We start from the raw sequence: 22,368 nt of genomic DNA on the forward strand, positions 1-22,368 counted from the left end.
ATAGCCAAGCATAAAACCGTAAAAGAAGGCTCTAGACCAAGGTAAGGGGGTGGTCTTTAGAGCTGGGGGCGCTAAACTCCGGTGGCAGTCTTTCTTGTCCAACTGGCCGGAATATAAAAATGAATAATAAAAATAGCCTGCTACGCCACATCCCGTGGCTGGTGCTGGCAATTGTAGGAGCCTGCGCCCTTGGCGTAGTGGCCTTGCGCCGAGGCGAGGCGGTCAACGCCTTGTGGATCGTAGTGGCAGCCGTTGCCATCTACCTGGTCGCTTACCGTTATTACAGTTTGTTTATCGCCACCAAGGTGATGCAACTGGACCCACTGCGGGCGACACCGGCGGTGGTCAATAACGACGGTCTGGACTATGTCCCGACCAACAAACACATTCTTTTCGGTCACCACTTTGCAGCCATCGCCGGCGCCGGGCCTCTGGTCGGGCCGGTACTGGCTGCGCAAATGGGCTATCTGCCGGGCACGCTCTGGCTGATTGCCGGGGTGGTGCTGGCCGGTGCAGTACAGGACTTCATGGTCCTGTTCATGTCCGTTCGTCGCAACGGTCGCTCCCTGGGCGACATGGTGCGCGAAGAGATGGGCAAGGTGCCTGGCACCATCGCGCTGTTTGGCTGCTTCCTGATCATGATCATCATCCTCGCGGTGCTGGCGCTGATCGTGGTCAAAGCCCTGGCCGAGAGCCCGTGGGGCATGTTCACAGTGATGGCCACCATCCCGATCGCGATGTTCATGGGCATTTACATGCGCTACATCCGCCCGGGCCGTATCGGTGAAATCTCGATTGTCGGCGTGTTGCTGTTGCTGGGTTCCATCTGGCTGGGGGGCCAGATTGCGGCCAGCCCGGAGTGGGCGCCGATATTTACCTTCACCGGTACGCAAATCACCTGGATGCTGATCGGCTACGGCTTTGTGGCGGCGGTGCTGCCGGTGTGGCTGGTACTTGCGCCCCGTGACTACCTGTCCACCTTCCTTAAAATCGGCACCATCGTGGCCCTGGCGATCGGCATTCTGGTCACCATGCCCGAGCTGAAAATGCCGGCTCTGACCCAATTCGTCGACGGCACCGGTCCGGTGTGGAAAGGCGGTCTGTTCCCGTTCCTGTTCATCACCATTGCCTGCGGGGCGGTGTCGGGTTTCCACGCACTGATTGCCTCGGGTACCACGCCCAAACTGCTGGATAACGAATGCAACTCCCGTTATATCGGCTACGGCGCGATGCTGATGGAGTCATTCGTGGCCATCATGGCAATGGTTGCCGCGTCGGTCATCGAGCCTGGTGTGTACTTCGCCATGAACAGCCCGGCAGCCATTGTCGGCGGTGACGTGGTGACTGTGGCGCAAACGGTGAGCAGCTGGGGCTTTGCAATTACCCCGGACGCACTGACGGCACTGGCCCATGACATCGGTGAAACCACGGTTCTGGCCCGTGCCGGCGGCGCACCGACCCTGGCAGTGGGGATCGCGCAGATCCTGCACAACGTGCTGCCGGGCGAAAACACCATGGCGTTCTGGTATCACTTCGCCATTTTGTTTGAGGCGCTGTTCATTCTGACCGCGGTCGACGCGGGCACCCGTGCCGGTCGCTTCATGTTGCAGGACTTGCTTGGCAGCTTCGTGCCAGCCCTCAAGCGCACCGAGTCGTGGCCAGCCAACGTGCTGGCAACCGGTCTGTGTGTGGCGATGTGGGGTTACCTGCTGTACCAGGGCGTAATCGACCCGCTGGGCGGCATCAACACCCTGTGGCCGTTGTTCGGTATTTCCAACCAGATGCTGGCGGGGATTGCGCTGATGCTGGCCACCGTCGTGCTGATCAAAATGAAGCGCCAGCGCTACATTTGGGTAACCATGCTGCCAGCGGTCTGGCTGCTGATTTGCACCACCTACGCCGGTTTCATCAAGCTGTTCGACGCCAACCCGGCGGTCGGTTTCCTGGCCCTGGCGAAAAAATACAGCACCGCACTGGATGCCGGCCAAGTGATTGCCCCGGCGAAAAACATCGATCAGATGCAGCACGTGATCATCAATGCCTACACCAACGCCGGTCTGACCGTGCTGTTCCTGTTCGTGGTGTTCAGCATTCTGTTCTATGCCGTTAAAGTCGGTGCCGCGGCCTGGGGGCGTAAAGAACGTACGGATAAAGAAGCGCCGTACCACTCCCTACCGGATGCATGACAGAGGATTGCAAGCATGTTCAATGACCTGAGTCGCCTCGGTAAATACCTCGGTCAGGCCGCGCGCCTGATGGTCGGCATGCCCGACTACGACAATTACGTCGAGCATATGCAAACCAAACACCCGGACAAGCCGGTAATGACCTACGAAGCGTTCTTTCGGGAGCGCCAGGAGGCGCGTTACGGCGGCAAGGGCGGGCCCAAGTGCTGTTAATCCGCTAAGGGCGGGTTGTATCTGACTGTGGGAGCGGGTTTGTCCGCGATGGCATCGACTGTCGATACCTTCGCGGGCAAGCCCGCTCCCACATTTTTTTGTGTTCAACAGGAGACCCGACATGACCTCTCCAATCCCCGTCACCATCCTCAGCGGATTTCTCGGTGCCGGTAAAACCACCTTGTTGCGTCATCTGCTCAAGGCCGAGCACGGGCTGAAAATCGCCGTGATTGAAAACGAATTCAGCGATGCCGGAATCGACACCCAGTTGTTGGGCGATGAGCCGGTGCAAGTCATGACCCTGTCCAATGGCTGTGTGTGCTGCACCATTTACACTGATCTGACCAAGGCGCTGTACCTGTTGCTTGAGCGTCTGGACAGCGGTGAAATCACCTTCGACCGGCTGGTCATCGAATGCACCGGCCTGGCTGATCCGGCGCCGGTGGCACAAACCTTCTTTATTGACGAAGAACTGCGTGAGCGTTATCTGCTGGACGGCATCATCACGCTGGTGGATGCCGCCCACGCCGAGGTTCACCTGAGCCAGACCATCGCCCAGGCGCAAATCGGCTTTGCCGACCGGCTGTTGGTGAGCAAGCGTGATCTGGTGGATGACGCCACGTTTGATGCGCTGTGCCAGCGCCTGACCCGGATCAATCGCCGGGCGCCGATCCGGGTGGTGGAGCACGGCAAGATTGATCTGGCCGAGCTGCTGGATGTGCGCGGGTTCAACCTGAATGCAGATCCAGGTGGCGGTCTGAATTTGCGCCCGGTACAGCCTGCGGCTTCTGCGGACCGTATTTCCAGCATGGTGCTGCGCACCGAAAAACCGCTGGATATCGACAGCCTCAGCACCTTTATGAACGAGCTGCTGGAAGAGCACGGTAAACAGCTGCTGCGTTACAAGGGTGTATTGAATATTGCCGGTGAAGACCGGCGCCTGGTGTTTCAGGGTGTGCTCAAGCTCTACGGTTTTGATTGGGACACCGAGTGGGCCGAGGGCGAGCTGCGCGAAAGCGTGATGGTGTTTATTGCCGATGAATTGCCGGAGGCCACCATTCGCGAAGGGTTTGCACGGCTCTGATCCATCACCGCCTTATATCTGTAGGCGCGGGCTGTTTATGGTTTGAAGAAGCTCGCGAGCAAGCTCGCTCCTACAGGGCGTATCCGCAGAGCGCCCAGAAAAAAGCCCGGCTAGAAAGCCGGGCTTTTTTTCAGCTGTTTGCTATCAGTTGCCGTAAACAGGCAGCTTGGCGCAAATGGCTTTGACCTTCTCGCGAACGGCATCAATAACGGCTTCGTTGTTGATGTCGTCAAGGATGTCGCAGATCCAGCCTGCCAGTTCACGGCATTCTTCAACCTTGAAGCCGCGGGTGGTGACAGCCGGAGTGCCGAAACGCAGACCCGAGGTAACGAACGGGGAGCGTGGATCGTTCGGTACGGAGTTTTTGTTCACGGTGATGAAGGCTTTGCCCAGAGCGGCGTCAGCATCTTTACCGGAGATGTCCTGCTTGATCAGCGACAGCAGGAACAGGTGGTTTTCAGTACCGCCCGAGACCACGTCAAAACCGCGCTCGATGAACACCGAAGCCATGGCCTGAGCGTTCTTGACCACTTGTTGCTGGTAAGCCTTGAACTCAGGCTGCAGCGCTTCCTTGAAGCACACGGCCTTGGCCGCGATAACGTGCTCCAGCGGACCGCCCTGGGAACCCGGGAAAACAGCCGAATTCAGCTTCTTCTCGATGTCGGCGTTGGCTTTGGCCAGGATCAGGCCGCCACGTGGACCGCGCAGGGTTTTGTGGGTAGTGGTGGTCACTACGTCAGCATAAGGAACCGGGTTCGGGTAAACGCCCGCTGCAACCAGACCGGCTACGTGTGCCATGTCGACGAACAGGTAGGCGCCGACTTTGTCTGCGATAGCGCGGAAACGCGGGAAGTCGAGGATCTGCGAGTAGGCAGAGAAACCGGCCACGATCATTTTTGGCTTGTTCTCAACGGCCAGACGTTCAACTTCGTCGTAGTCGATCAGGCCATTGGCGTCGATACCGTACTGGATGGCGTTGTACAGCTTGCCCGAGGACGAAACGCTGGCGCCGTGGGTCAAGTGACCGCCGTGGGCCAGGCTCATGCCCAGAATGGTGTCGCCGGCCGACAGCAGGGCCAGGTATACAGCGCTGTTGGCCTGGGAGCCGGCGTGCGGCTGAACGTTGGCGTAATCGGCGCCGAACAGTTCTTTTGCACGGTCGATGGCCAGTTGCTCGACGACGTCGACGTATTCGCAGCCACCGTAGTAACGCTTGCCCGGATAACCTTCGGCGTACTTGTTGGTCAGAACCGAGCCTTGAGCTTCCATGACCGCTGGGCTGGTGTAGTTTTCCGAAGCGATCAGCTCAATATGTTCTTCCTGGCGCTGAGCTTCTTGCTCCATGGCGGCAAAAAGGTCGGCGTCGAACTTGGCAAGTGTCAAATCACGGCTGAACATGGCGGTCCTCAAGGATCGGGGGCAGAAAAGGAGGGCATTCTAACCCAATGGGTTTTATCTGGCATATGAAAGCGATTCACGGCGTTCCTGATCAAACTGCAAGCAGGTAACGGCCACTTCAAATGGGTAATTCATCACTGGCAGTGTGCCGCTGCTTGGCCAGTAACTGTTTCTCTAACTGGTGTGCCGGCAGCGGTCGTCCCAGCAGGTAGCCCTGGACTTCGTCGCAGCCGTGCTCGCGCAGGAAAACCAGCTGTTCGTGGGTCTCGACGCCTTCGGCGATGACCGCCAGATTCAGGCTGTGGGCCATTGCAATAATGGCCCGGGCAATCTGGGCGTCCTGCTCGCCACAGGGCAAACCGTCGACAAAGGTACGGTCGATTTTCAGTACGTCGATCGGGAATTGCTTGAGGTAGTTGAGCGATGAATAGCCGGTGCCGAAGTCGTCGACGGCAATGCTCAGGCCGAGATTTTTTAGGCTGGCCAGAATTTGCAGCGCCTCGCTGACTTCGCGCATCAGGATGCTTTCGGTCAGCTCGAGCTCAAGACACGCCGGGGGCAGGCCCGTTTCCTTGAGGATGTTGGCAATCCGGTTGCCCAACTGGCCGTCCGAAAACTGGCGCGCCGAGATATTGACCGAGACTTTGGGCACCCGCACCTTGGCCTGATGCCAGTGTTTGAGTTGGCGACAGGCTGCGGCCAGCACCCAGTCACCGACGTCGACCACCAGGCCCAGCTCTTCGAGCACCGGGATAAAATCCCCGGGCGGCACCAGTCCGCGGCGCGGGTGATTCCAGCGCAACAGTGCTTCAACCCCGGTCAGGCGTTTGCCGTCGCCACTGAATTGCGGCTGGTAATAGAGTACGAATTCTTCCTGCTCCAGGGCATGGCGCAAATCGCTTTCCAGTTCCAGGCGTTCCAGGGCGCTGGCGTTCATGTCGGCCTGATAGAACTGGAAGTTGTTCTTGCCGCGCTCTTTGGCGTGGTACATCGCCGTATCGGCGTTTTTCATCAACTGGCTGAGTTCGTTTCCGTCTTGCGGGCTCAGGGCTATGCCGATACTGGCCGTGACGAAGAATTCACGGCTTTCGAGGACAAAGGGTTGTACCAGGCTGGCGAGGATCTGTTCGGCCACGCTGATGGCCCGGTTCAGGGCTATTTGACGGGTTGCCCGTGGTTGCAGGAGCAGGGTGAACTCGTCCCCGCCCATGCGCGCCACGGTATCGTCGTCGTCAACACAGGCCAGCAGGCGGGTTGCCATGTCTTTGAGCATGCGGTCGCCGGCGGCGTGCCCCAGGGAGTCATTGATCGGTTTGAAACGGTCGAGGTCGAGGAACATCAGGACCACCCACGACTTGTTCCGGTCGCCCTGTTGCAGTGCGGTGTGCAGGCGATCCTGAAACAGTGTCCGGTTGGGCAGGTGGGTCAGGGCATCGTAATAGGCCAGGCGGTGGATCCGCTGCTCACTGGCCTTGCGTTCGCTGATGTCACTGAAAAAACACACGTAGCTGGCCAGGTCGCCTTCATCGTCCAGCACCGCGGTGATCCCGACCCATGCCGGGTAGTGTTCGCCGCTGCGGCGTTTGAGCCACACCTCGCCCTCCCATGAGCGGTGCTGATTGAGTTGCTTGATCACGTAACGCAGATGCGCCTGTTGCTGTTCATCCACGGTCAGCATGCTTGGCAACTGGTCGAGCACTTGCGCTACGGCGTAACCGCTGACCCGGCTAAAGGCCTCATTGGCCTGGACGATATAGCCGGCCGGGTCGGTTATCAGGATCGCCGAGGTCGAGTGTTCGAATACCGTAGCCGCCATTCGCAGGTCTTTTTCTGCGTTGCGCTGCTGACTGATATCGCGGCCAACGCCGAGGATGCCCTCGAACGTATTGCTCTCGTCCCACACCAGTACCAGACGCAGCTCGATGGGGATTTTGCGTCCGTCAGCCCGCAAGCAGTCGAGCAGGAACACCTGGGTTTGCACTTGAGTGCGCAGGGGCGCCAGTTGCTCGGGGGTGTCCAGCGCAGCGCTGACCCGCGCCAGCAGGCTGTAGATACCCGCCAGTTGTTGCGGATTGGCGATGGTCGATTGCCAACCATTGTTGAACACCCATTGCGCGTCGTAGCCCAGCACAGTCTGTACCGACGGACTGACGTAATTCAGGCATAACCTGCTGTCGGTGGAGAAAATCACATCACTGATGCTTTCCGCCAGCATCCGGTAGCGCTGCTCACTGTCGCGCAGCGATTCGCTGGCCTCGATCTGGTCGGTGATGTCTTTGGCAACCCCGACAATCCGCGTTACCTGCTCCCCGGTACCCAGGGCCAGAGCCTGTTCGCGAATCTCAAAACTGCGCCAGACGCCACTGCGATGACGAAAGCGCAACTGGCATTGCAACCGGCGCACATAGTTGCCGTGACGTTGCTGGTGGCGCAGTTCGTGATAGTGCCCGGCGTCGTCGGGGTGCAGCAGCAGCTCCCAGAAATAAGCGCCCATTTGCTTGAGCTCGGCGGCGTTGTAGCCCAGGGTGTGGCCCAGATGGTGATTGCTGAAAATCATCATCTGGCTGGTGACATCCTGCACATACAGGTGGTCCGGCACGGTGCGTACCACGTCGGACCAAAAGCTTTCGCGCTCCTGCAAGGACAGCTCGATCAGCTTGCGGTTGGTAATGTCGGTAATGCTCAGAATGACCGCGTGATAGTCCAGGCGGGTATCGGGCAGACGCAGCACCAGCCATAAATGCTGGTCACGCCCCCCGGCGTCGGCCAGTTTGATTTCCAGCTCCAGTTGTTGCAGCCGGTTGAGCACGGCCTCGACCAGTTGATAACCAATGGCCGAGCCGGCTTGAGGGGCGCCGCTGATCAGTTTTGACCAGGCGCCGTCCTCGGATTCGACCTCCAGCAACTGCATGGCGACCTGGTTCACTTCGGTGATGCGCAATTGTTCAAACAGCTGGCGCCGATGCTGCGGCTGGTTGTTCAGCCATTGTTTGAGGGCATGGCTGTCCTGGATTTTTTCGCGCTCAAGAAAGCCAGGCAGGCTGGACAGGTCGAGCACGCAGAGCGCGACGCCGGTGCCTTCAAAAATATCGTGATAACGACGCCGGCCTTCGTGCAGCTGGCGCTGGCGGCGGCGCATATTCAAAAGTGCGATCACCGGCAGCATCGAGAACAGCAGGCCGAGCAAGCATTTGCCAATCAGCCCGGGTAGCAGCTGTTGCGCCGCCATCTGGTCATTGAACAGCCCGCGCAACTGCCAGTCGCTGTTGCGCAAGGGGGTCAGCAGTACTGTGTCATCCATGTCCCGGGGATCGGAGCTTGATACCCGGGTGACAGGAGCGGTACTGGTGCTGAGCACCTGATCCGTCAGGGTGTTTTCGACCTGCCATTGGGGGCGGTTGCTGTTCAGGGTCTGGCGCGTGAGGTTTTGCAGCAGATCCGGGGTCATGCGCAGCAGCCAGTAACCGTTGGTCGTGTCACCGGTCTGGCGCAACAACAGATAAGCAACGCTGGCATCCCTGTTGTTGCCGTAAAAATACCCGGCTGTACGGCTGTACAACCGGATGTTTTTTATCCAGTCGGCCAGGTAGGCCGCATCGGGGCTGATGCCCGTGCTGTCGAGCAGCACTTCTCCGGCTGGACTCAATAAGGCCAGGCTTTGCAGGGGCGGCAAGGTTTGGCGCAGCCGTTCGAGCAGCTCCTGTAGCTGGAGCGAATCTTTGGGGGGGGCATAGGCAGGCAGCAGGTTGAGGGCGGTTTCGGCCCTGAGTTCCATACTCAGGTTGATGTGGTCGGCCAGGTCTGCGCTGTAATTGATGCTCGACAGGCGCTCCTGCTGGATCGCGTTCCGGAACTGTTCAATCAATAGCCAGAACAGCATTGCCAGCAGCAACAGGACCAGGGTTGCCAGTGCGCCTTTTAACGTGCCGCGCACAGGTGTGCCAAGGAGTTGGCCTGGTTTGCGGGGCAGTGTTGGCGGGGTGACATTGGGCAAGCTGTGATCCTGCGGTTTGGCAAACAAGGCGCGCGCGCACTATAAGCCGGACGCCCAGAGGGCGCCTAGCATGCCTTGGGTTGTGGCAAAGTGCCAGCCCTGTGCTTTGCTCTGGTTTGCCCTGATCAACGCATTCAGGTAGCTTTGCCGGTTATTCGAGCGCCTACACTCAGGCATATACGGTCAGCAGGTATTGATGCATATCAGTCCCTGACTTTTTCCTATTGCCTGATCCGGCAATGCTCGCGCCTTATTCATCAGTCACTGACGCTAGGTTCTCCATGGCTCAATACGTATTCACCATGCATCGGCTGAGCAAAGTTGTTCCGCCGAAGCGGGAAATCCTGAAAAACATCTCCCTGTCGTTTTACCCGGGCGCCAAGATTGGCGTGCTCGGTTTGAACGGTTCGGGTAAATCCACCCTGTTGAAAATCATGGCTGGCGTGGACACCGAGTTCGACGGCGAAGCACGCCCGATGCCGGAATTGAACATCGGCTACCTGCCCCAAGAGCCGCAGCTGGACCCGAACAAAACCGTACGTGAAGTGGTTGAAGAAGCCGTTAGCGTGATCAAGGATGCGCAAGCGCGTCTGGATCAGGTTTACGCTGAATACGCTGACCCGGATGCCGACTTCGACAAGCTGGCTGCAGAACAGGCCAAGCTCGAATCCATTCTGCAGGCAAGCGACGGTCACAACCTGGAGCGCCAGCTGGAAGTCGCTGCCGATGCACTGCGTCTGCCGGCCTGGGATGCCAAGGTTGAACACCTGTCCGGTGGTGAGAAGCGTCGTGTGGCCTTGTGCCGCCTGCTGCTGTCGGCCCCGGACATGCTGCTGCTCGACGAACCGACCAACCACCTGGACGCTGACTCCGTGGCCTGGCTGGAACACTTCCTGCACGATTTCCCGGGTACCGTGGTTGCGATTACGCACGACCGTTACTTCCTGGATAACGTAGCTGGCTGGATTCTGGAGCTTGACCGCGGTGCGGGCATTCCTTACGAGGGCAACTATTCGGGCTGGCTTGAAGCCAAGTCCGATCGTCTGGCTGCCGAATCCAAGCAGCAGTCGGCCCATGAAAAGGCCATGAAAGACGAGCTGGAATGGGTCCGTAAAGGCGCCAAGGCTCGTCAGTCGAAATCCAAGGCCCGTCTGCAACGTTTCGAAGAACTGCAATCGCAGGAATTCCAGAAGCGCAGCGAAACCAACGAAATCTACATCCCGGCCGGTCCGCGCCTGGGTGACAAGGTTATCGAATTCAAGAACGTGTCCAAGGGCTACGGCGATCGCGTGCTGATCGACAACCTGTCGTTCTCCATGCCTAAAGGCGCCATCGTTGGCGTGATCGGCGGTAACGGTGCCGGTAAGTCGACCCTGTTCCGCATGCTGATGGGCAAAGAGCAGCCGGACTCCGGCAGCATCGAAATCGGCGAAACCGTGCAGCTTGCCTGTGTGGATCAGAGCCGCGACGACCTGGATGGCAGCAAGACTGTGTTCCAGGCCATTTCTGATGGTTCTGATGTGATCCGCATTGGTAACTACGAAATCCCGTCGCGTACCTATGTAGGCCGTTTCAACTTCAAAGGTGGCGATCAGCAGAAGTTCGTCAAGGACCTGTCCGGCGGTGAGCGTGGTCGCTTGCACCTGGCCCTGACCTTGAAAGAGGGCGCCAACGTGCTGCTGCTCGACGAACCGTCCAACGACCTTGACGTTGAGACCCTGCGTTCGCTCGAAGAAGCGCTGCTGGACTTCCCGGGCGCTGCCATTGTGATCTCTCACGATCGGTGGTTCCTTGACCGCGTCGCGACTCACATCCTGGCGTACGAAGACGACTCGCAAGCGGTCTTCTTTGAAGGCAACTACACCGAGTACGAAGCTGATCGTAAAAAGCGTCTCGGCGAAGCGGCCAACCAGCCGCACCGTGTACGTCACAAGAAGCTGGCCCAGTAAGGCCGGTTTGCAAGAAACAACGGAGCCCCTCGGGGCTCCGTTTTTTTTTGTGCAGACAGGCATGATTTCCGTAGTTGCCTACGAGGAACGAAGGTTGCGCCTGGGGGCGGGTTTCAGTTGGTGCAAAACTGGGTACAAGAATCACTTTTATGGTGCGCAATGACTGCTTTAACTGGACTAATTTATATAAAAGCACCATTTAAATTCATAACTGCGACATTTTGCGCTGTCGCGGTGCTTCATGAGTTGATAAGGTTCTGGGCAATCAGCTTCTAACGACAACAAATTTGCCGAGACTTTTCCATGATCGAATCCGTCGACCACTTCCTTGCCCGCCTGAAAAAACGCGACCCTGACCAGCCTGAGTTCCATCAGGCCGTAGAAGAAGTTCTGCGCAGTCTGTGGCCGTTTCTTGAAGCCAATCCGCACTATCTGACTTCAGGCATTCTCGAGCGCATTTGTGAACCCGAGCGGGCGATTGTGTTCCGCGTGTCGTGGGTCGATGACGAAGGCAAAGTGCGGGTCAACCGCGGTTTCCGGATCCAGATGAACAGCGCCATTGGCCCTTACAAGGGCGGGTTGCGTTTCCACCCGTCGGTGAACCTGGGGGTTCTGAAATTCCTGGCCTTTGAGCAAACCTTCAAGAATTCCCTGACCTCGTTGCCAATGGGCGGCGGTAAAGGGGGCTCGGATTTCAATCCAAAAGGTAAAAGCGATGCTGAAGTGATGCGCTTCTGCCAGGCCTTCATGAGTGAGCTGTACCGCCACATCGGTTCCGATGTTGACGTTCCGGCAGGCGACATCGGTGTGGGGGCACGTGAAATCGGTTTTATGTTTGGTCAGTACAAACGCCTGAGCAACCAGTTTACTTCGGTGTTGACCGGCAAGGGCATGAGCTATGGCGGCAGCCTGATCCGTCCGGAAGCCACCGGCTTCGGTTGCGTGTACTTCGCCCAGGAAATGCTCAAGCGCAGTGGCCAGCGCATTGATGGCAAGCGTGTAGCGATTTCCGGATCCGGCAACGTGGCCCAGTATGCGGCCCGTAAGGTCATGGACCTGGGTGGCAAGGTGATCTCGCTGTCGGATTCCGAAGGCACGCTATTTTGCGAAGCCGGCTTGAGCGAGGAGCAGTGGGAGGCGTTGATGGAGTTGAAAAACGTCAAGCGCGGGCGTATCAGCGAACTTGCCGGCCAGTTTGGTCTGGAGTTCCTGAGCGGCCAGCATCCGTGGAACCTGGCCTGTGACATCGCGCTGCCATGCGCCACCCAGAACGAACTGGACGCCGATGCCGCCCGCACTTTGCTCGGCAATGGCTGCGTCTGCGTGGCTGAAGGCGCGAACATGCCCACCACCCTCGAGGCGGTCGACATGTTTATCGAAGCGGGTATTTTGTTTGCCCCGGGCAAGGCTTCCAACGCCGGCGGCGTGGCAGTGAGCGGTCTGGAAATGTCACAAAACGCCATGCGCCTGCTATGGACGGCGGGTGAGGTGGACAGCAAGCTGCACAACATCATGCAGTCGATCCACCACGCCTGTGTGCACTACGGTGAAGAGAACGGCCGGATCAACTACGTGAAAGGCGCCAACATTGCGGGCTTCGTCAAAGTTGCCGACGCGATGCTGGCCCAGGGCGTGGTTTAAGCCGGATCAATCCTGATGATTTCGACCTGCAGATCCCCTGCGGGCCGAAACCACAGCACTTCATCTCCGAGTTGCGCGCCCAGCAGCGCGCGACCCAGGGGCGAGCCCCAATTGATCAGCCCCTGGCCTGCATCGGCCTGATCCTCGCCCACCAGTTGCACCCGTTGTTCATTGCCCGATTCTTCGGCAAAGGTTACCCAACTGCCAATCTGCACCTTTTGCGTTGATGTCGCAGGGGCGACCACGTGGGCGCTTTGCAGCCGCTGGCTGTAGTAGCGCAGGTCGCGCTCAATCTCGGCTAACCGCTGTTTGTCGGCGTCATCGCGGCGGGCGGACTCGGCACTGTGCTGGCGCTGCAATTCGCTGACTTTGGCTTGCAACTGGTCAAGGCCGGCAGCGGTGACATAGTTGGGCTGGTCGCTGATCTGGCGCTCAATCGGCGTATTGGCCTGCTCGGCGGCGGTGTCTTCGTTGACAAATGCGCGGCTCATGGCGGTGTCCCTCCGGGGCTGTAGGCTTTAGAGCCTGCGCCGGAATCAGGGTTCAGACTGGTTTGCCAGGAAACCTGTAGGAGCGAGCTTGCTCGCGAGCTTTTTCAATCCAGCAGCGAACAGCTCGCGCCTACAGTTTTATTTAGTCAGCCAGCTGCAACGCTGCATGCTCTGCCAGCTCCTGCTGGATAAAAGCAGCAATCATGGCGCGGTAGACGCTTTCGGTGACATCGGGGTTGGCTCCCAGCTCCTCTGCCAGGGCGCGGGCCTTGGCGATAACCTGTTCAACCCGCTGTGGCGCTTTCACCGCTGCACTGTCTTTCTTGAAGCCTGCGGCCTGGGAGACATAGGCTCCGCGTTCGGCGATCAGGCTGACGATCTGGCGATCGAGGCGGTCGATCTGCCCGCGCACTTGTTCAAGGGAATCACAGGTGACTGCCATGTTTTTAAACTCCATTCAGTAGTGATACCACTTCAGTTCCAGCATGACTTCGTTCACCGGGGAGCTGAGGTGGCTGAACTCACGTTGTGCGGTCAATCGCAGCCCGAGGTTGCGTGACACTTCCCATTGCTGGTTCAGGCTCAGGCTGCGGCGGATTTCGCCGTTGGTGAAGTAGTCGCCTTTGGCTTCCAGGCTCAGGTTGCCCAGCGGATTGCGCCACAACACACCGGTGTTGAAGCCCGCCGCTGGCGACACAAAGGCCGCGAAGTCGTTGTTGTGCTCTACGCGCAGGGTGCCCAGGGCGAATCCCAGCATATTTTCGCCCAATTGCCAGGTGCCGCCTGCGCCGCCATTGACGTGGCTTACCAGGTTTTCGTCGCCGTGCTTGCCGAGGACGCGCTCGAGCCCGCCACCTACTTGCCAGGACCAGGGCTGCAGCAAGTCGTTGCGTGGGGTCAATGAACGGATATTGGCCAGGTCCAGCTGCTGGACCTGCCAGTGATTACCCTCGTACTGACGCAGCTTGAGTTGCAGAATTTCAATCTGGGCACCCAGAGGAAATCCCGGAGCGTTGTCGTTCAGGTCGTGATAGGCCATGCGCAGGCCGTATTCGGCAAACGCCTTGTCGTCCCGGCTACCGGCGCCCAGCTGCCAGGTGCGCGACTCGTGGCCGTTTTCGGGCAGTTCGGGTTTTTCGACCTCAAGCCCGGGCGCGGGATTCTGGTTAATGGCCCGCAGCAGTTCGAAGCTGCGCTGTGAGCGCTCCGTGTCCCGCTCAAGGCCATTGGCCCGGTAGCGTTCAAGGCGATAGGCCGCGTCGATAATCAGCGCCTGACGCTCTTTGGGCAGCGCCTTGAATTGCGGGTTTTGCAGCTGGGCCTGATCGGCGCTGACCTGCAGTACCCATTGCTGTTCTTCAGGGTCCAGCACCTTGGCGCGATCCAGCAGTTCACGCTCGCGGGACGGGCGATATTCGATGCTTTCCACCAGCCCGGCTTCCTTTACCGCTTTCACGGTGTCGGTGGGGATCGCGGTCAGCGGGAACTGGCTGGTCAGTTGCAAGCCGGGGCGCGCTACTTGCAGCAGTTCAAGCAAGCGGTATGAACAGTTTTCGTCGAAGAAGAAATAGTCGAACTGGATTTGTTTGAGTTCCCACACATGTTCGACCATGCGCTGGGTTTCTTCGGGTGTCAGATTCAGGCGGTATTCCCACAGGTCGCGGTTCTCGAGACTGCGGTATTCCGAGAGCTTTTCCTGGTAGGGCACCAGGGCAAACAGGCCGGGATAGCCGCCGGCCAAACCTTTCCAGGCATACAGAATACTGTTGTCGGAACCTTCAATGTAGGCGCCGAAGTTGATCGCATAGCTGAGCAGCGCGGTCTTGTTGCTCTGCACGTCGGCCTGGTCGATACGCAACAGGGTGTGGCCGAACATCGACGACGGGCTGTTGAGGTAGGCCGCCGGGAAAATCATCACCGTGCTGTCGGGAGCCACATCTTTAAACCACTGGCTGAACTCTGCGCACTCGGCCTTGGGCAGGTCGGTCAGGTTCAGCTGGGCCTTGAGCCAGCGGGTGCGTGCCGGGTATACGCATTGCGGGTGCTTGTCTCCCAGGTTCAGGGGGGCATACAACGCCGTCAGGGTCGCGCGCAGTTCGGCATCCGGATGCTCGGCGCCGTCTTTGGCGAGAAAGAATTTGTCATCGCTGACATAGCTGCGCCAGCCGCCCAGTTTGCGGGCTTCATAATGGCCCAGGGAGATCCAGAACGGATCGTTGGCCAGTTGCTGCACTCGTTGATCGTCAATATGAGGTGCGGCATACAGCGGGGCGCAGGCACAGAGCGCCAGATAGGCAAGGCGTTTGAGCATGGTGGGCAACTGTTGTCAGACAAATAGAAGTGAAGCTGGAGAATACCCGCTCCGGGAGGAGCGGGCGGTGCTCATTTGTTACGCAGCAGTTGCGTATTTCGCCAGGCGTGCGTCGCCTTTGAGGATGGCCAGAGTGTTGGTGTGTACATCGTCAGCGGTTACGTCGGCTTTGCTGAAGATTTGCTGGAAGTGCTCGTGGGTGACAGCTGCGAAATGATCGCGGTCTTCAGGGGCCACACCCAGTACCACCGCATAGGTGGTCAGTGCTTCGCCATTGCCTTTGGCCATGTCTTCGGACAGTTCGTTCATCATGCCGTTCATGGCAATCCACGATTTGCCGCCGTAAGTCAGGGCATCCTTGGTCGTACAGCCGTTGGTCCCGGAAGTCATACCGAAGGTAGCGTTGCCGGAGGTGCCGTTGGTGGTTGATGCGAGGAAGTGAGCCGGTGTGCCGCGCTGACCTTCAAACAACATGTTGCCCCAACCACAGTTCGGGCCACCCGGTGCTTGCGCCATGGCATTGAGGGAAACAACAGTAAAGAGAGTACCAAGAAGAATCCGTTTCATAAGCTTTGTTCTCTATGAGTGTGCAACCAATGGACAAGGGTGTCTGGCCCAGAAGCGCCAGAACGGGCCGGTTATTAATCCAGCCGCGTAACAAGTAGGAGTCTAGGCACGATCGGACGGTTCCGTGAAATTTTGTAAAACAATCTTCGATCGGGCACATTTTCAGCCTGTAAATACCGGGCCCTGATTTTTCAAGTGCTATGCGCCTTGCCAGTGGGATACAGCCAGCGCCAGAATGCGTTCATCTGCCCCGCCCGATGTAAGGAAGCCCGATGCCTGATCCTGTAGCTGCCAGCTTGCGTCTAGCGCCTGACGCGCTAACCCGTCCGTTCTCCGCTGAACAGTTCAGCTTCTCCAACACCAATGATCTGGAGCCTTTTCGCGGCATTCTCGGCCAGGAGCGAGCGGTCGAAGCCCTGCAATTTGGCGTGGCCATGCCACGTCCGGGTTACAACGTATTTGTCATGGGCGAGCCGGGTACCGGACGCTTCTCGTTCGTCAAACGCTACCTCAAGGCCGAGGGCAAACGCCTGAAGTCACCCAGCGACTGGGTCTATGTCAATAATTTCGACGAGCCGCGCGAGCCGCGCGCACTGGAGCTGCCTGCGAGCACCGCCGGTGCGTTCATCAGCGACATCAATGGTTTGATCGACAACCTGCTGGCGACCTTTCCGGCGGTGTTTGAACACCCGACTTACCAGCAACGCAAGAGCGCCATCGATCGCGGTTTCAATCAGCGTTACGACCGTGCCCTGGATGTGATCGAGCGTCTGGCGCTGGAAAAAGGCGTGGCGCTGTATCGCGACAGCAGCAACGTGGCCTTTACCCCGATGAGCGAGGGCAAGGCGCTGGACGAGGCCGAGTTTTCGCAATTGCCCGACGAAGAGCGTGAGCGGTTCCACGAGGATATTTCCGGGCTTGAGGAGCGGCTGAATGAAGAGCTTGCGAGTCTGCCGCAGTGGAAGCGTGAATCGAACAACCAGCTACGCCACCTGAACGAAGAAACCATCACCCTGGCGCTGCAACCTTTGCTGGCGCCGCTGTCGCAAAAGTACGCCGAAAATGGTGCGGTCTGCGGTTATATGCAGGCCATGCAGGTGTACCTGCTGAAGACTGTGGTCGAGCAACTGGTCGACGACAGCAAAACCGATGCCCAGGCCCGCAAGTTGCTCGAAGAGCAGTACCTGCCGAGCCTGGTGGTGGGCCAGCCCATGAGCGGCGGCGCACCGGTGGTGTTTGAGCCGCACCCGACCTACGACAACCTGTTTGGCCGCATCGAATACAGCACTGACCAGGGGGCGCTGTACACCACGTATCGGCAGCTGCGTCCCGGGGCACTGCACCGGGCCAATGGCGGCTTTCTGATTCTTGAAGCCGAGAAAATGCTCAGCGAACCCTTTGTCTGGGATGCTCTCAAGCGTGCCCTGCAGTCGCGCAAGCTGAAGATGGAGTCGCCGCTGGGCGAGATGGGCCGCCTGGCCACCATCACCCTCAACCCGCAAGTGATTCCGTTGCAGGTCAAGGTCATCATCATCGGTGCCCGCCAGTTGTACTACACGCTGCAGGATCTGGATCCGGACTTCCAGGAGATGTTCCGGGTGCTGGTGGACTTCGATGAAGACATCCCGATGGTCGACGAGAGCCTGGAGCAGTTCGCCCAGTTGCTCACCACCCGCACCTCGGAAGAGGGCATGGCGCCGTTGACCGCTGATGCCGTTGCGCGTCTGGCGACCTACAGCGCACGTCTTGCCGAGCATCAGGGGCGTTTGTCGGCGCGTATCGGTGATCTGTTCCAGCTGGTCAGCGAGGCAGACTTCATTCGCCATCTGGCCAACGACGAGATGACGGATGCCGGACACATCGAGCGGGCGCTCAAAGCCAAGGCCACCCGTACCGGCCGGGTTTCGGCGCGGATTCTTGACGACATGCTGGCCGGGATCATTCTGATCGACACCGATGGGGCGGCGGTCGGCAAGTGCAACGGCCTGACGGTACTTGAAGTGGGGGACTCGGCCTTCGGTGTGCCTGCGCGGATTTCCGCCACGGTGTACCCGGGGGGCAGCGGCATTGTCGACATCGAGCGCGAGGTTAACCTCGGGCAGCCGATTCACTCCAAGGGCGTGATGATTCTGACCGGTTATCTGGGCAGCCGTTATGCCCAGGAGTTCCCGCTGGCGATCTCGGCCAGTATCGCGCTGGAGCAGTCCTACGGTTACGTCGATGGTGACAGTGCCTCGCTGGGTGAGGCCTGTACGTTGATTTCGGCGCTGTCCAAAACAGCCCTCAAGCAGTGCTTTGCGATCACCGGTTCGATCAACCAGTTTGGCGAAGTGCAGGCGGTGGGCGGGGTCAACGAGAAGATCGAAGGCTTCTTCCGTCTGTGCGAGGCGCGTGGTCTGACGGGCGAGCAGGGCGCTATCATCCCGCAAGCCAACGTGGCGACCTTGATGCTGGATGAAAAGGTGTTGCAGGCGGTACGTGATGGCAAGTTCCACGTTTACGCGGTACGCCAGGCGGATGAGGCGTTGAGCCTGTTGGTCGGCGAGCCGGCCGGTGAACCGGATGCCGAAGGTCAGTTTCCGGAAGGCAGCGTAAATGCCCGGGTGGTTGAAAGATTGCGGGCGATTGCCGAGATGATCAACGACGAGGACCTCAAGGAAGCCGAAAAGGAACTACTTGCCGAGGCGCTGGCGGCTAAAAAGCCGGCCTGACGCTGGGGCAACTGTAGAAGCGAGCTTGCTCGCGAGCCTTTCACGGCTTGCACAAGCTCGTTCCTGCAGCGGCCAGGGCATCCGTTTGTCATGGCAGCCTCTCCTGTCAGATTCTTCCTCTATTCTCAATGCAGGACTTCCACTGTCGTCACTGGAATGATACAGCCCGTAGTGCGTGGCTGATGACAGAATTTACCGAGGGTCGCCGCCATGTCGCGCAACCTTTGTCTTACCCGCCAATGCCTGGGTCTGGTCACCCGTATTGAATGCAGCATTCGTCCGCTGGCAGGCAATACCGGGATGTGGACGCTGTTGTTTGCTGCCGGTCTGGCAGGCGAGCAGCCGACTACGATCAAAGCCCAGGGTCCGTTCCCCGGTCCTTTCGTGGCCGAAACCATTCTGGAATCAATCGTTGAAAGCCTGACGCTGCATGGCTATCGGCTTGCCGATGACCCGCAGATCTGGTGCCTGCACGTGCAGGCCCAGTTGCGCCAGATCAACGGTGGACGCTGTCACGCCTCCCGCTAGGCCGCTGAATCAGCGGGGCGGGGTGACTTCGGGGACTTTGTCGAGCTTGACTTCAAACCCGTACTCGACAGGCAGCAGGTCTTTGCGGGCATAGCTTTCGAGCTGGGTGGGCTGTCCATAGAAATAATGCACGTCAAACAGCGCCGGGCCATTGGGCTCGGCGCTATGGCTTACGGTGAGCACTTCCTTGAGGTAGTTGCCGGTGTCGTCTTTGGCGTAAAAGCGCCAGGCCTCGGACGGGAACAGTTTCTGATCAACAACCAGTGCGTTGCCTTTGAGTTCGAGGCCTTTGGGCAGTTGAGCCGTGTTCAGGGGCTGTTTGTCGATGGCGGCGATAAACATGGGCATCGAGCCAATCGCGTAAGCCGGAGTTTCGGGGAACAGATTGAGGTCATAGGTGATGACCCCGGTATGCGGGTCAACATCGAAGGCTTCGATGGGCAGCTCCAGAGGCTCGCTGCGCTTGCCGTTGTCGTCTTCGGCGAAGAAGGTGACAGGTGCGTCAGCCGTGTCGGGCAAAGCGCCCAGCAGCTCGTCATTGAAGGTTTGCGGGTGACTGAACTCAAGGGTGGCGGCGCTGGCGTCATCTACGGTCTGGCTGATGACGACGCTTTTTATCAGTTGCTCAGGCTCAAGGCTCGCGTCCTTGAGGTAGTTGACGGCCTGATCGTCATACACCACCACCGACAGCGGCAGGGGTTGAATGTCTTTGCCCACTACCGTCTTGTCGAGCCGGCGCACAGGCAGGTCGAGGTTTTTGCGGGTGATATTGGCCGTGGAGAAGTCGAGCACGCTGATGTCGAGGTTTTCGATATTTCCGTTGAAATACACCTTGCTGTAGTGATGGGTGTGTTTCTGGTCAAAGTCCTGCTGTTCGTTATCCAGCTGTTGTCCGAATGCTTCGCTCCACGCGGTTTGCTTGAGCATCTGCGCCAGTTGCTGCTGATAGAACGCCAGTTGCTCGGCGTTCTCATTGATCGAGCCTGAGCGCGACAGAAACTGCCCGCTGTGGTCGCGGGCCTGGATGATCAGCGGATTGAGCGGTGTATCGCGTACCTCTTCGGCCAGCTCGGCGCTGTTGTTGATATCGACTTCGGCGAAGTTTTTGCCCAATGCCAGCAGGGTCACGCTGATCGTACCCTCGGTGCTGGTTTTGCCCACATCCTTGCTGCTCAGGTTGAAGTGGAGCACTTTGCCGGGCGCGATCACCTCGACCTTGCCGTGCAGCATCAGGGGCTGAGGTTGCTGAATGTTTTCAGTTTCAATCCCGTCGATATAGGGGTAGGTGACCGTGAGATCGTCCGGGTTGCTCAGATTGGCGCTGGAAGGGCTGAGCTGGATGCCGGGATCGGTTTCAGACCACTCGGTCTGGAAGGGCACCTCTTGCTTGTTGCTCAGGGTTACGGATTGCCATTCAAGTGCATGGGGGAACGGAAACTCGGAATCGCTGTTTGCCGGGAACGGGAACACGGGCTCAAGGTCGGTCAGATAATCGGAGCTGGAGTTTTTACGCACCACAAACAGACCATTGATGTAGGTGTCACTCAGGGCCTGGCTGCTGGGGTAGTGCTTGAGCAGCGCCAGGTCGTCATCGCCATATTCGGTTTCAATCGGCTTCTCCTCGAGCTTGACCCGGGCCCGTTCGAGCAACAGCAACGAGCCACCCAGATCGGCTACCGCATCCTTGAGTTGTTGGTCCTGAATGGTATCGAGGCTCTTTTCGAATGCGGCGCTGCGCTCTTCCAGGCTGGCCTGCTGGTGTTTGTCGTCAGGCGAGCAGCCACCCGTGATGAGCAAAGCAATTGAAAGCCCGAGACAACCCAAGGGAAATCGCAGATCCATTGTTCAGTTTTCCTGTCCGAAAGCGGTGCTGAGGAGGTCGACACTAGCAGATAATTTATTTAACAGGCTGTTTCAAGGGCTTTATCTCTGACGATTTGTCACTGATATACTCGCGCCCATTTTTTTACTTCCTGTGAGTTTCAATGGAACGCTTTATCGAAAACGCAATGTACGCCTCGCGCTGGATTCTGGCGCCGATTTACTTCGGGCTCTCGCTGGGCTTGCTGGCCCTGGCGTTGAAATTCTTCCAGGAAGTGTTTCATGTAATTCCCAACGTGTTCGCGCTATCTGAGTCGGACTTGATCCTGGTCATCCTGTCGTTGATCGACATGGCCCTGGTGGGAGGGTTGCTGGTAATGGTGATGATTTCGGGCTACGAGAACTTCGTCTCCCAGCTGGACATCGATGACCACAAGGAGAAGCTTAGCTGGCTGGGTACCATGGACTCGACTTCGCTGAAGATGAAAGTCGCAGCGTCGATCGTGGCCATCTCCTCGATCCACCTGCTGCGGGTGTTTATGGATGCACGCAACATCGAGCCGCAGTATCTGATGTGGTACGTGATCATTCATATGACTTTCGTGGTGTCGGCGTTTGCCATGGGCTATCTCGACAAGCTGACCAAGCATTGATTGGTGTCGTGGCGCGCGTTACATGAAGGCGGGCTGCGAAGGCTTTGGGGGCTGTGGTAGTCTGCTCGCCCTTTTTTGGTTCTGGGCGGTTGAGGAACGGCTGTTTTTGCAGCTGGTTTTTTCTGAATCGCCCTACAGCGGAGCAGTGTTATGTCCGAAGTAAATCTGTCGACCGACGAAACCCGCGTTAGCTACGGCATTGGCCGTCAGCTGGGTGACCAACTGCGCGACAACCCGCCACCGGGCGTTAGCCTGGACGCAATCCTGGCTGGCCTGACCGATGCTTTCGCCGGTAAAGAAAGCCGTGTGGGTCAGGAAGAACTGAGCGCCAGCTTTAAAGTTATCCGCGAGCTGATGCAAGCTGAAGCGGCTGCCAAGGCAGAAGCTGCAGCGGGCGAAGGCAAGGCTTTCCTGGCTGAAAACGCCAAGAAGGACGGGATCACCACCCTGGCTTCGGGTCTGCAATTTGAAGTTGTGACTGCAGGTGAAGGCGCCAAGCCATCCCGTGAAGACACTGTACGTGTTCACTACCACGGCACCCTGATTGACGGCACTGTGTTCGACAGCTCCTACGATCGTGGTCAGCCAGCCGAATTCCCGGTCGGCGGCGTAATTGCTGGCTGGACCGAAGCCCTGCAACTGATGAACGCCGGCAGCAAATGGCGCATCTACGTGCCGAGCGAATTGGCCTACGGCGCCCAGGGCGTTGGCAGCATCGCTCCGCACAGCGTGCTGGTATTCGACGTTGAGCTGCTGGAAGTTCTGTAAGACTTCGGTGCTTTAACGGTGACCGCGGGTTTGCACGCAAGCCTGCGGTCACA

At 58.6% G+C, this 22,368-nt stretch carries 15 protein-coding genes and 1 pseudogene; 9 read left to right on the top strand and 7 right to left on the bottom strand.

The genetic code is table 11. The features are described 5' to 3' along the window. Nucleotides 1-119 precede the first annotated feature (119 nt). The 3 genes from FEZ21_RS06850 (at nucleotide 120) to yjiA (ending at nucleotide 3,483) form a co-directional block, all read left to right on the top strand. Nucleotides 120-2,186 (top strand): carbon starvation CstA family protein, encoded by a 2,067-nt coding sequence (locus FEZ21_RS06850; RefSeq protein ID WP_003443970.1) that lies wholly within the window; start codon nucleotides 120-122, stop codon nucleotides 2,184-2,186. Nucleotides 2,187-2,201: 15 nt separating this feature from the next. Further along, nucleotides 2,202-2,399 (top strand): YbdD/YjiX family protein, encoded by a 198-nt coding sequence (locus tag FEZ21_RS06855; protein WP_003443968.1) that lies wholly within the window; start codon nucleotides 2,202-2,204, stop codon nucleotides 2,397-2,399. A gap of 121 nt (nucleotides 2,400-2,520) precedes the next feature. Next, the gene (gene yjiA / locus FEZ21_RS06860; protein ID WP_003443966.1) at nucleotides 2,521-3,483 is read left to right on the top strand and encodes a GTPase; all 963 of its coding nucleotides are present in this window, start codon (nucleotides 2,521-2,523) and stop codon (nucleotides 3,481-3,483) included. Nucleotides 3,484-3,627: 144 nt separating this feature from the next. Here the strand turns inward: yjiA and glyA are convergent, their stop codons facing one another. Beyond that, nucleotides 3,628-4,881, bottom strand: a complete 1,254-nt coding sequence (glyA, locus tag FEZ21_RS06865; protein WP_003443962.1) for a serine hydroxymethyltransferase — start codon at nucleotides 4,879-4,881, stop codon at nucleotides 3,628-3,630. Nucleotides 4,882-4,999: 118 nt separating this feature from the next. Beyond that, nucleotides 5,000-8,170: pseudogene (locus FEZ21_RS06870) on the bottom strand (EAL domain-containing protein); the annotation flags it as partial. Between the two features lie 986 nt (nucleotides 8,171-9,156). Between FEZ21_RS06870 and ettA the strand changes: the two are divergent. Beyond that, a complete protein-coding gene (gene ettA / locus FEZ21_RS06875) occupies nucleotides 9,157-10,824 on the top strand; it encodes an energy-dependent translational throttle protein EttA (protein WP_003443957.1) in 1,668 nt (555 codons plus the stop codon). 303 nt (nucleotides 10,825-11,127) lie between these two features. Then, nucleotides 11,128-12,465 carry an NADP-specific glutamate dehydrogenase gene (gdhA, locus tag FEZ21_RS06880; protein ID WP_003443954.1) on the top strand — a complete coding sequence of 446 codons (1,338 nt, stop codon included), beginning with the start codon at nucleotides 11,128-11,130 and terminating at the stop codon, nucleotides 12,463-12,465. Here the strand turns inward: gdhA and FEZ21_RS06885 are convergent. From FEZ21_RS06885 to FEZ21_RS06900, 4 genes are all read right to left on the bottom strand, one after another. Then, the gene (locus FEZ21_RS06885; protein ID WP_003443952.1) at nucleotides 12,462-12,956 is read right to left on the bottom strand and encodes a GreA/GreB family elongation factor; all 495 of its coding nucleotides are present in this window, start codon (nucleotides 12,954-12,956) and stop codon (nucleotides 12,462-12,464) included. The two genes, gdhA and FEZ21_RS06885, sit on opposite strands and share 4 nt — an antisense overlap. 142 nt (nucleotides 12,957-13,098) lie before the next feature. After that, nucleotides 13,099-13,398 (bottom strand): chorismate mutase, encoded by a 300-nt coding sequence (locus tag FEZ21_RS06890; RefSeq protein ID WP_029612191.1) that lies wholly within the window; start codon nucleotides 13,396-13,398, stop codon nucleotides 13,099-13,101. A gap of 15 nt (nucleotides 13,399-13,413) precedes the next feature. Beyond that, entirely contained in the window at nucleotides 13,414-15,267 is a 1,854-nt protein-coding gene (locus tag FEZ21_RS06895; RefSeq protein ID WP_127196768.1) for a DUF4105 domain-containing protein, read from the bottom strand. 78 nt (nucleotides 15,268-15,345) lie between these two features. Beyond that, on the bottom strand, nucleotides 15,346-15,834 hold the full coding sequence (locus FEZ21_RS06900) for a DUF3015 domain-containing protein (protein WP_003443943.1): 489 nt from the start codon (nucleotides 15,832-15,834) through the stop codon (nucleotides 15,346-15,348). A 272-nt stretch (nucleotides 15,835-16,106) separates the two neighbouring features. Between FEZ21_RS06900 and FEZ21_RS06905 the strand changes: the two genes are divergently transcribed. Together FEZ21_RS06905 and FEZ21_RS06910 are read left to right on the top strand one after the other, a co-directional pair. Next, on the top strand, nucleotides 16,107-18,545 hold the full coding sequence (locus FEZ21_RS06905) for a Lon protease family protein (RefSeq protein WP_003443940.1): 2,439 nt from the start codon (nucleotides 16,107-16,109) through the stop codon (nucleotides 18,543-18,545). Between the two features lie 210 nt (nucleotides 18,546-18,755). After that, complete coding sequence (locus tag FEZ21_RS06910) at nucleotides 18,756-19,073, top strand: hypothetical protein (protein ID WP_003443937.1); 318 nt, start codon at nucleotides 18,756-18,758, stop codon at nucleotides 19,071-19,073. Nucleotides 19,074-19,082: 9 nt separating this feature from the next. Here the strand turns inward: FEZ21_RS06910 and FEZ21_RS06915 are convergent, their stop codons facing one another. Next, nucleotides 19,083-20,915 carry a hypothetical protein gene (locus FEZ21_RS06915; RefSeq protein WP_160626729.1) on the bottom strand — a complete coding sequence of 611 codons (1,833 nt, stop codon included), beginning with the start codon at nucleotides 20,913-20,915 and terminating at the stop codon, nucleotides 19,083-19,085. A 143-nt stretch (nucleotides 20,916-21,058) separates the two neighbouring features. Here FEZ21_RS06915 and FEZ21_RS06920 point away from each other — a divergent pair, with 143 nt between their 5' ends. Then, nucleotides 21,059-21,547 carry a TIGR00645 family protein gene (locus FEZ21_RS06920; RefSeq protein ID WP_003443930.1) on the top strand — a complete coding sequence of 163 codons (489 nt, stop codon included), beginning with the start codon at nucleotides 21,059-21,061 and terminating at the stop codon, nucleotides 21,545-21,547. Nucleotides 21,548-21,697: 150 nt separating this feature from the next. Further along, nucleotides 21,698-22,315, top strand: coding sequence for an FKBP-type peptidyl-prolyl cis-trans isomerase (locus FEZ21_RS06925; protein ID WP_003443927.1), 618 nt, complete (start codon nucleotides 21,698-21,700; stop codon nucleotides 22,313-22,315). Nucleotides 22,316-22,368 lie beyond the last annotated feature (53 nt).

The organism is Pseudomonas sp. 9.1(2019) (genome assembly GCF_009910445.1).
Lineage (GTDB): Bacteria > Pseudomonadota > Gammaproteobacteria > Pseudomonadales > Pseudomonadaceae > Aquipseudomonas > Aquipseudomonas paraversuta.

What these genes read in the sequence shown, in the direction of transcription:
- FEZ21_RS06905 (WP_003443940.1), top strand. Translation starts at nt 16,107, where the DNA reads ATGCCTGATCCTGTAGCTGCCAGCTTGCGTCTAGCGCCTGACGCGCTA.
- gdhA (WP_003443954.1), top strand. Translation starts at nt 11,128, where the DNA reads ATGATCGAATCCGTCGACCACTTCCTTGCCCGCCTGAAAAAACGCGAC.
- FEZ21_RS06890 (WP_029612191.1), bottom strand. Translation starts at nt 13,398, where the DNA reads ATGGCAGTCACCTGTGATTCCCTTGAACAAGTGCGCGGGCAGATCGAC.
- FEZ21_RS06850 (WP_003443970.1), top strand. Translation starts at nt 120, where the DNA reads ATGAATAATAAAAATAGCCTGCTACGCCACATCCCGTGGCTGGTGCTG.
- glyA (WP_003443962.1), bottom strand. Translation starts at nt 4,881, where the DNA reads ATGTTCAGCCGTGATTTGACACTTGCCAAGTTCGACGCCGACCTTTTT.
- ettA (WP_003443957.1), top strand. Translation starts at nt 9,157, where the DNA reads ATGGCTCAATACGTATTCACCATGCATCGGCTGAGCAAAGTTGTTCCG.
- FEZ21_RS06900 (WP_003443943.1), bottom strand. Translation starts at nt 15,834, where the DNA reads ATGAAACGGATTCTTCTTGGTACTCTCTTTACTGTTGTTTCCCTCAAT.
- FEZ21_RS06915 (WP_160626729.1), bottom strand. Translation starts at nt 20,915, where the DNA reads ATGGATCTGCGATTTCCCTTGGGTTGTCTCGGGCTTTCAATTGCTTTG.
- FEZ21_RS06925 (WP_003443927.1), top strand. Translation starts at nt 21,698, where the DNA reads ATGTCCGAAGTAAATCTGTCGACCGACGAAACCCGCGTTAGCTACGGC.
- yjiA (WP_003443966.1), top strand. Translation starts at nt 2,521, where the DNA reads ATGACCTCTCCAATCCCCGTCACCATCCTCAGCGGATTTCTCGGTGCC.
- FEZ21_RS06895 (WP_127196768.1), bottom strand. Translation starts at nt 15,267, where the DNA reads ATGCTCAAACGCCTTGCCTATCTGGCGCTCTGTGCCTGCGCCCCGCTG.
- FEZ21_RS06855 (WP_003443968.1), top strand. Translation starts at nt 2,202, where the DNA reads ATGTTCAATGACCTGAGTCGCCTCGGTAAATACCTCGGTCAGGCCGCG.
- FEZ21_RS06920 (WP_003443930.1), top strand. Translation starts at nt 21,059, where the DNA reads ATGGAACGCTTTATCGAAAACGCAATGTACGCCTCGCGCTGGATTCTG.
- FEZ21_RS06885 (WP_003443952.1), bottom strand. Translation starts at nt 12,956, where the DNA reads ATGAGCCGCGCATTTGTCAACGAAGACACCGCCGCCGAGCAGGCCAAT.
- FEZ21_RS06910 (WP_003443937.1), top strand. Translation starts at nt 18,756, where the DNA reads ATGTCGCGCAACCTTTGTCTTACCCGCCAATGCCTGGGTCTGGTCACC.